Source organism: Streptomyces sp. NPDC006544 (genome assembly GCF_040611715.1).
In the GTDB taxonomy this organism is placed as follows: domain Bacteria; phylum Actinomycetota; class Actinomycetes; order Streptomycetales; family Streptomycetaceae; genus Streptomyces.
This window is the reverse complement of sequence record NZ_JBEXOV010000176.1, coordinates 1-8227: the sequence shown is the minus strand read 5'-3', so window position 1 is coordinate 8227 and position 8227 is coordinate 1. Positions and strand designations below refer to the sequence as shown.

The window sequence follows — 8227 nt, the reverse complement described above, 5'->3', positions numbered from 1 at the left end:
CCTCGAGGCGGGCGATGGCCTTGGAGGCCGTACGCACCTTCTCCAGCATCTCGATCCGCCCGCCGTCCAGGGTCAGCAGCGGCTTGACCGCGAGCCGGGGATCCGGCCGCCGCCCCCCGGCGGGGCGTACGGGTACGGCTACGCGGCCAGCTTCGCCAGGGTCGCGTCGATGCGGGACAGGGAGCGGTCCTTGCCCAGGATCTCGAGGGACTCGAACAGCGGGAGGCCGACGGTGCGGCCGGTGACCGCGACGCGGACCGGGGCCTGGGCCTTGCCGAGCTTGAGTCCGTGGGCCTCGCCCGCGGTCAGGACGGCCTGCTTGAGGGACTCGGGGTCCGACCAGTCCGCCGCTTCCAGGTTCGCGCGGGCCGTGGTCAGCAGGGCCGCGGGCTCGCCCTTCATCGCCTTGTCCCACGAGGCCTGGTCCTCGACCGGCTCCTTCAGGAACAGGAAGTCGACGTTGGCCGTGATGTCGGACAGGACCGTCACGCGGGTCTGGGCGTGGGGTGCGATGCGCTCCCAGGCCTCGGCGTCGAAGTCCTCCGGCGCCCAGTTCGCGTGCGGGGCCCGCAGCCACGGGGCGCAGGCGTCCGCGAAGGCCTTCGGGTCCAGCAGGCGGATGTGGTCGGCGTTGACCGCCTCGGCCTTCTTGAGGTCGAAGCGCGCCGGGTTCGCGTTCACGTCCGGGATGTCGAACTTCGCCACCATCTCCTCGATCGAGAAGATGTCCTGGTCCTTGGAGAAGGACCAGCCGAGGAGCGAGAGGTAGTTCAGCAGGCCCTCGGGGAGGAAGCCGCGCTCGCGGTACAGGTTGAGCGAGGCCTCGGGGTCGCGCTTGGAGAGCTTCTTGTTGCCCTCGCCCATCACGTACGGCAGGTGGCCGAAGGCGGGGATCCGCTGTGCGACGCCCAGCTCGATCAGCGCCTTGTACAGCGCGATCTGGCGGGGGGTCGAGGAGAGGAGGTCCTCGCCGCGCAGGACGTGCGTGATGTCCATCAGCGCGTCGTCGACGGGGTTGACCAGCGTGTACAGCGGTGCGCCGTTGGCCCGCAGGATGCCGAAGTCCGGCACGTTCTCCGGGCTGAAGGACAGCTCGCCGCGGACCAGGTCGGTGAAGGTGATGGTCTCGTCGGGCATCCGGAAGCGGACGATGTGGGGGCGGTGCTCCCCCTCGTACGCCTCGACCTGCACGACGCTCAGCTCGCGGCAGTGGCCGTCGTAGCCGGAGGGCTTGCCGGCGGCGCGGGCGGCGGCGCGGCGCGCGTCCAGCTCCTCGGTGGAGCAGTAGCAGTTGTACGCGTAGCCGCCGTCGATCAGCTTCTTCGCGACGTCCGCGTAGATGTCCATGCGCTCGGACTGGCGGTACGGGGCGTGCGGGCCGCCCACCTCGGGGCCCTCGTCCCAGGTGAAGCCGAGCCAGCGCAGCGAGTCGAGCAGCTGGCCGTACGACTCCTCGGAGTCACGGGCCGCGTCGGTGTCCTCGATGCGGAAGACGAACGTACCGCCGTGGTGGCGGGCGAACGCCCAGTTGAACAGGGCGGTGCGGACCAGGCCCACGTGGGGGTTGCCGGTCGGGGACGGACAGAAACGTACGCGGGGGGTCGCGTTAGCCACGCTTGATCACCTTGTTGGTGAGAGTGCCGATGCCTTCGATGGTGACGGCGACCTCGTCGCCGACGTTGAGGGGGCCGACTCCGGCCGGTGTCCCCGTGAGGATGACGTCGCCCGGGAGCAGCGTCATGGCCTCGGTGATGTGCACGATCAGGTCCTCGACGGAGCGGACCATCTGGCTGGTGCGGCCGAGCTGGCGCTGTTCGCCGTTGACGGTGCACCGGATGGTCAGATCGCCCGGGTCGAGGTCGGTCTCGATCCAGGGGCCGAGGGGGCAGGCGCTGTCGAAGCCCTTGGCCCGGGCCCACTGCTTCTCGCGCCGCTGGACGTCGCGCGCGGTGACGTCGTTGGCGCAGGTGTAGCCGAGGATGACGTCCTTGACGCGCTCGCGCGGGACCTCACGGCACATGCGGCCGATGACCACGGCGAGCTCCGCCTCGTGGTGGAGGTCCTCGGAGAAGGACGGGTACGCGATCGGGTCCCCCGGGCCGACCACCGAGGTGGAGGGCTTGAAGAAGGTGATCGGGGCCTCCGGACGGCCCTCGCTGTCGAAGATGGCGTTGCCCAGCTCCGCCGCGTGCTCCGCGTAGTTGCGGCCGATGGCCACGACCTTGTTGGGGAGCACGGGCGGCAGCAGCCGGACCTTGTTCAGCGGGACCTTCGTGCCGGAGAGCTCGAAGTCCGCGAACGGAATGCCCTTGATGATGTCGAGGACGAGCTCACCTTCGGCGCCGGGGGCAGTGCTGCCCTCCACCGCGCCGAACGCGACATTGCCGTCGATCGAGAACCTGGCGATGCGCACGTGTTGCGTCTGCCCCTCTGTATTTCCGCTGGCTGGAGTCTGCGGACTCCAGGCTAACGCGGTGGGGGCCGCCGCTCCGCGCGCTCCGGCACGGGAGGACCCGTGCCGGGCCTACTGCGCGGGGACGGCCACCGGTGCGTCCATGAGGACGGTGCGGCGCGGGTTGGCGGTCTGGGCCGGCAGCTCGACGGTGTGCTCCGCGACCGGTACGGCCTGCAGCTCCTCGGCGTCCTTGAGGTGCGCGAGGGTGGTGCGGCGCGGGTTGGCTATGTTGCGGAACATCATCGTCGTCTTCATCGGAGTCTGGGGCCCTCGGCTCGCTGGTCGGGTGGGGCGGCGGGTGCCGCCGAGCTGACTTCCGGGTGCCGCTTGTCGCACGCGTCAACCCTGTAAAGCGCAAGGCTAAACATCCAGATCGCCCGCCGAAGCGGGAAGTCATGGCCACGACTATGTGAGTTTGCTCACCCACGGCCAGGCATTAAAGACATAACGGGCAGCCAACCCCACCCGATAAAGCGGACATTGCGCCACTGAATGCGTTATTCCGCTCCCGATCATCGCGACTGGGACACCTTGCCAGGTGCGGGGTTTGGGCGACGTAAGTCCGGTTCCGTACGAATTCGCCTCCACGAGGGGTAGCGCTCGGGTCACAAGCCGTGACCGACTCTCCGGCGCGGTACTCGCACCTTGTTGGAGATCCCCCTCTGTGCTGGAATTCGCGGGACCGCCGCGGGAATCAGCCGGCGCGCAGGTGGCGCGAGACAGCGCCGAGCGCGGCGGCAACGGAGAGGGAGACGCGCCGGTCACCGACGACCACCATGGGGCGCATTGCCCCACGACTCGACACCGTCCCACCGGTCGCCCGGCGGGACGCCTGGTCCAGAGGTTGCGACGCTAGTGCAGGGACGATTCAAGAGGGACGGCAAGGGGTCTCCCCAGGCCCGCCAGGGCCGAGGGGACGCTGCGGCGGAGCAGGACCCGCGCGCCGGGACCGACCGCGGCTCCTCGCCCCAGCACGCCCAGAACCGCGGGCCGGCTGTCGAAGGCGCGGGCCCCGAGGGCTCCGCCGCGGTGAAGGCGAAGGGACGCGTCAAGCCCAAGGGCGCGCCCCGGGGCGACGACGAGTCGGCCGAGCGCGACACGGCGATACCCAAGACCCCCAGTGGGTCCTCCGGTTCCCGTCTCGCCATGCAGAACTGGCGCATCAGCACGCGACTCGTGTCGCTGCTGACTCTGCCGGTCGTCGCCGCCACCACGCTCGGTGGCTTCCGCATCAACGACTCGCTCAACGACATCGCGCAGCTGGAGCACATGCAGCTGCTGACGACGATGACCCGTCAGGCCACCAACCTCGCCGCCATGCTCCAGGCGGAGCGCGACCAGTCCGCGGGTCCGCTGTCGGTCGACAAGTCCGGCAAGGCCAACAGCCTCGTCAAGGGCGCCCGCGACCAGACCGACGCGGCGGCCAAGGCGTTCGCCGCCGCGACCGACAAGGTCGACAACGCCGGCGACAACGACGAGACCCTCAAGTCGATCCGCAACAACGTCCTGCAGATCGGCCGCGGCCTCACCAAGATCGAGGACATCCGCGGCAAGGCGTACCAGAACGGCGCCCAGCAGACGGTCACCGAGTACAACTCGCTGATCGTCTCGCTGCTCTCGCTCTCCCAGGACATGGCGCAGGCCACCTCGAACCCCGAGATGATCAAGCGCACCCGCGCGCTGGCCGCGTTCTCCTCCGCCAAGGAGTACGCCTCGATCCAGCGCGCGATCATCGCTGCCGCGCTCCCCGCCGACCCCGCGCTCGGCGGCAACCTCCCCGAGAACGACCGGCTGTACGCCCTTGCCGCGCAGAGCGGCGAGGACAAGGCGAAGACCACCTTCGAGCTCGTCTACCAGGGCAAGCCCGAGGAGCTCCTCGCGGTGCTCGGCGACGGCAACCAGGAGATCGGCACCGCCGACCACTACGCCCGCCGGGTCCTCGGCAACAAGGACCAGTTCGCCAAGGAGAAGAACCGCTCCTGGATGGACTGGTACGACGCGGACGACACCAAGCTCCAGGCCATGAAGATCATCGAGCTGACCCTGCTCGAGGACATGGAAGTCAAGGCCCGCGAGCTCAAGAGCGAGTCGCAGCGCGACGCCATCATCAACGGTGCGCTGATCCTCCTCGTCCTCGGCGTCTCCCTCGTCGGCGCCTTCGTCATGGCCCGCTCGATGATCCGCTCGCTGCGCCGCCTCCAGGACACCGCGACCCGCGTCGCCCAGGACCGGCTGCCCGAGCTCGTCAAGCAGCTCTCCGAGTCCGACCCGCAGGACGTGGACACGACCGTGGAGTCGGTCGGTCTGCACACCCGGGACGAGATCGGCCAGGTGGCCGCGGCCTTCGACGACGTGCACCGCGAGGCCGTCCGCCTCGCCGCCGAGCAGGCCCTCCTGCGAGGCAACGTCAACGCGATGTTCACCAACCTCTCGCGCCGTTCGCAGGGCCTCATCCAGCGCCAGCTCTCGCTCATCTCCGAGCTGGAGTCCCGCGAGGCCGACCCGGACCAGCTCTCCTCGCTCTTCAAGCTCGACCACCTCGCGACCCGCATGCGCCGTAACGGCGAAAACCTCCTCGTCCTCGCGGGCGAGGAGCCGGGCCGCCGGTGGACCCGCCCCGTCCCGCTCGTCGACGTGCTCCGTGCCGCCGCGTCCGAGGTGGAGCAGTACGAGCGCATCGAACTCTCCTCGGTGCCCGGCACCGAGGTCGCCGGCCGCGTGGTAAACGACCTCGTGCACCTCCTCGCCGAGCTGCTGGAGAACGCCACCTCGTTCTCCTCCCCGCAGACCAAGGTCAAGGTCACCGGTCACGCCCTGCCCGACGGGCGCGTGCTCGTCGAGATCCACGACACCGGTATCGGCCTCTCCCCCGAGGACCTGGCCGCGATCAACGAGCGGCTCGCCTCCCCGCCGACCGTGGACGTCTCCGTCTCCCGCCGCATGGGCCTGTTCGTGGTCGGCCGCCTGTCCCTGCGACACGGCATCCGCATCCAGCTGCGCCCCTCCGACTCGGGCGGTACCACCGCCCTCGTCATGCTGCCGGTGGACGTCGCCCAGGGCGGCAAGAAGCCCGCTCCGATGCCCGGTCAGGGCGGTCAGGGCGGTCAGGGTGTTCCCGGCGCCGCCGGCGGCCAGGGCGGCGGCGCGCAGGCGCAGGGCTCCCTCGCCGGTCCGGGCGCGCGTCCCCCCGTGGGCGCGGGTCCCCAGCGCGGCCAGGTTGCCGCCGGTGCCCAGCGCGCGGCCCTGCCGGGCCGCGACGGCGGCCCCGGCGGGCAGCGTCCGCAGGGCCCCGGCCAGCAGGGCGGTCCGCAGGGGCCGGCGTCCGGCCGTCCCCAGCAGGGTGCGCCCGGCGGGCAGACCCAGAGCGCCTTCGGTGCGGGTGCGGCGCTGCCGGGCCGCGGTCCGGCCTCCGGTCCCGGCGGCCAGGGTGCCCCGAGCGTTTCGGGTGCCTTCGGCGGTCCCGGTGGCTTCGGCGGCCCGACGGCCCGTCCGGGCAGCGCTCCCACGGCATCCGGTTCGGGCGGTTTCCCGCAGGGCAACGGCTTCGAGCGGCCGCAGCCGCGGCAGCCCCAGTCCCCGCAGCCCCCGTCCCCGCAGCCGCAGTCCGGTGGCCCCGCGGCCCCGGCGCCCGTCGCCCCCGGCACGCGCGGTCCCCGGCCGCAGCTGCCGCCGCGCGGTGGCGCACCGCGTCCGGAGCTTCCGGGTGCGGGCGGCGGTCCGGCCGGAATCCCGCAGACCACCAGCTGGGGCGCCGGGCAGGGCGGTCACGACGTACCGCGCGGCCACGACGAGCTGTCGGGCCCCGGTTCCACCTCCGAGTTCCCCCGTCCGGACTTCGGTGCCCCGGCCCCGCAGTCCGGCGGCCCCGGCTACCAGCAGCCCGGCAACAGCACCACGGGCCAGTTCGCCCGTCCGGACTTCGCGGACCCGGCCTCCACCGGCCAGTTCCCCCGGCCCGACTTCGCGGACCCGGCCTCCACCGGCCAGTTCCCCCGCCCGGACTTCCAGGCCCAGCGGCCCGGCGGTCCCGGTGTCGGCGGTTACGCCCAGCCCGGCCAGGCCCCGCAGCCGCAGGGCGGGTACGCCCCCGTACCGCCCGCGCACTCCGAGGCTCCGAGGCTGCCGCAGGGTCCCCGGCCGGAGGCTCTGCCCCCGGCCGGTCCGAACGCCGCCCAGGGCCGCAGCCCGATCTTCGACACGCTGGAGTCGAACTGGTTCCGCCAGGAGGGCGCCCAGCCCCCCGCGCAGGAACCGGCCGTACCCCAGCAGCCGCAGCAGTCCGCCCCGTCGGCCCAGGCCCCGGCCTCCCCGCAGCGACCGCAGCACAACCAGCTGCCGCAGCGCGGCCAGGACCAGGCCCCGGCCGAGAGTGCCCAGACGGCCACCGGCGCCATGCCGACCGTCAGCTGGCGCTCCTCGCCGAACGACGAACTGATGCGGCAGGCCGAGCGCGTGCGCCAGCCCGCCGCCGGCGGCATCACCACTTCGGGGCTGCCCCGCCGGGTCCCGCGAGCGAACCTCGTGGCCGGCACCGCGCAGCAGCAGGCCGAGGCACAGGCCGGTCCGCAGGTCTCGCGTTCCCCGGACGACGTCCGTGGCCGTCTGACCAACCTCCGGCGCGGTATCCAGCAGGGACGTCAGGCCGGCAACAGCGGCCCGGCCACCGGCAGTTACCACACCGACCCCACATACCAGCAGGAGCGATAGTTGAGTTCGATGAGCCAGGCGGCACAGAACCTGAACTGGTTGATCACCAACTTCGTGGACAACACCCCCGGGGTGTCCCACACGGTGGTGGTATCCGCCGACGGCCTCCTTCTGGCGATGTCCGAAGGCTTCCCGCGCGACCGGGCCGACCAGCTCGCCGCGGTGGCCTCCGGGCTGACCTCGCTGACCGCGGGGGCCTCCCGCATCTTCGAGGGCGGCGCCGTCAACCAGACGGTCGTCGAGATGGACCGGGGTTTCCTCTTCCTCATGTCCGTCTCCGACGGATCCTCGCTCGCGGTGCTCGCGCACCCCGAGTGCGACATCGGCCTCGTCGGCTACGAGATGGCCCTCCTCGTGGACCGCGCCGGCAACGTCCTCACCCCTGACCTGCGCGCAGAACTGCAGGGAAGCCTGCTCACCTGACAGCCACCCTCCCGGCCGGACGGTACTTCCGGCCGGGATGCCCGGGGCCCGCGCCCCGGAACCCAGTACCACCGCCAGGCCGTCATACCTTCCCCCCACCGGCCGCCCCCTCAGACGGCACGCTGACCACTGCTGTCCAGCCCGGAGGATCAATGACCCCGCCCCCCGCCTACCCCGATGCGTACGGAGACTCGTCGTACTCGGATGGCGACCAGCCGCTGGTTCGTCCGTACGCGATGACCGGCGGCCGGACCCGACCGCGCTACCAGCTCGCCATAGAGGCACTGGTCAGCACCACGGCCGATCCGATGCACCTCTCCGGGCTGCTCCCGGAGCACCAGCGCATCTGCACCCTCTGCCGTGAGGTCAAGTCGGTCGCGGAGGTCTCCGCACTACTGTCGATGCCGCTCGGTGTCGCCAGGATCCTCGTCGCCGACCTGGCGGAGGCCGGCATGGTGGCCATCCACCAGCCGGGCAATGGAGAGGCCGGCGGCACGCCGGACGTAACGCTGCTCGAGAGGGTTCTCAGTGGACTTCGCAAGCTCTGACGGCGGAGCGGCTCCTCGCTCCACCACCTCCGCGAAGATCGTGGTGGCGGGCGGCTTCGGCGTGGGCAAGACCACGTTCGTCGGCGCGGTCTCC

6 protein-coding genes and 1 pseudogene are annotated in these 8227 nt (G+C 71.7%); 4 read left to right on the top strand and 3 right to left on the bottom strand.

Annotated features, from left to right (window positions below):
• Positions 1-138: 138 nt before the first annotated feature.
• From gltX to ABZY44_RS36825, 3 genes are all read right to left on the bottom strand, one after another.
• Positions 139-1614 carry a glutamate--tRNA ligase gene (gene gltX, locus ABZY44_RS36835; protein WP_356661778.1) on the bottom strand — a complete coding sequence of 492 codons (1476 nt, stop codon included), beginning with the start codon at positions 1612-1614 and terminating at the stop codon, positions 139-141.
• On the bottom strand, positions 1607-2413 hold the full coding sequence (locus ABZY44_RS36830) for a fumarylacetoacetate hydrolase family protein (protein WP_356661776.1): 807 nt from the start codon (positions 2411-2413) through the stop codon (positions 1607-1609). Before ABZY44_RS36830 ends, gltX begins: the two co-directional genes overlap by 8 nt.
• Positions 2414-2524: 111 nt before the next feature.
• Positions 2525-2710 carry a hypothetical protein gene (locus tag ABZY44_RS36825; protein WP_356661774.1) on the bottom strand — a complete coding sequence of 62 codons (186 nt, stop codon included), beginning with the start codon at positions 2708-2710 and terminating at the stop codon, positions 2525-2527.
• 600 nt (positions 2711-3310) lie between these two features.
• Here ABZY44_RS36825 and ABZY44_RS36820 point away from each other — a divergent pair.
• The 4 genes and pseudogenes from ABZY44_RS36820 to ABZY44_RS36805 all read left to right on the top strand — a co-directional run.
• On the top strand, positions 3311-7162 hold the full coding sequence (locus ABZY44_RS36820) for a nitrate- and nitrite sensing domain-containing protein (RefSeq protein WP_356661772.1): 3852 nt from the start codon (positions 3311-3313) through the stop codon (positions 7160-7162).
• Positions 7163-7171: 9 nt separating this feature from the next.
• Positions 7172-7585: a roadblock/LC7 domain-containing protein gene (locus tag ABZY44_RS36815; RefSeq protein ID WP_042820501.1), complete on the top strand. Its 414-nt coding sequence runs from the start codon at positions 7172-7174 to the stop codon at positions 7583-7585.
• A 152-nt stretch (positions 7586-7737) separates the two neighbouring features.
• Positions 7738-8133 (top strand): DUF742 domain-containing protein, encoded by a 396-nt coding sequence (locus tag ABZY44_RS36810; protein ID WP_356661769.1) that lies wholly within the window; start codon positions 7738-7740, stop codon positions 8131-8133.
• Positions 8114-8227 (top strand): annotated as a pseudogene (locus tag ABZY44_RS36805) (ATP-binding protein); the annotation flags it as partial. The gene ABZY44_RS36810 and the pseudogene ABZY44_RS36805, both read left to right, overlap by 20 nt.

Coding starts and splice junctions, on each gene's coding strand:
- ABZY44_RS36825 (WP_356661774.1), bottom strand. CDS start 2,710: ATGAAGACGACGATGATGTTCCGCAACATAGCCAACCCGCGCCGCACC.
- ABZY44_RS36815 (WP_042820501.1), top strand. CDS start 7,172: ATGAGCCAGGCGGCACAGAACCTGAACTGGTTGATCACCAACTTCGTG.
- ABZY44_RS36810 (WP_356661769.1), top strand. CDS start 7,738: ATGACCCCGCCCCCCGCCTACCCCGATGCGTACGGAGACTCGTCGTAC.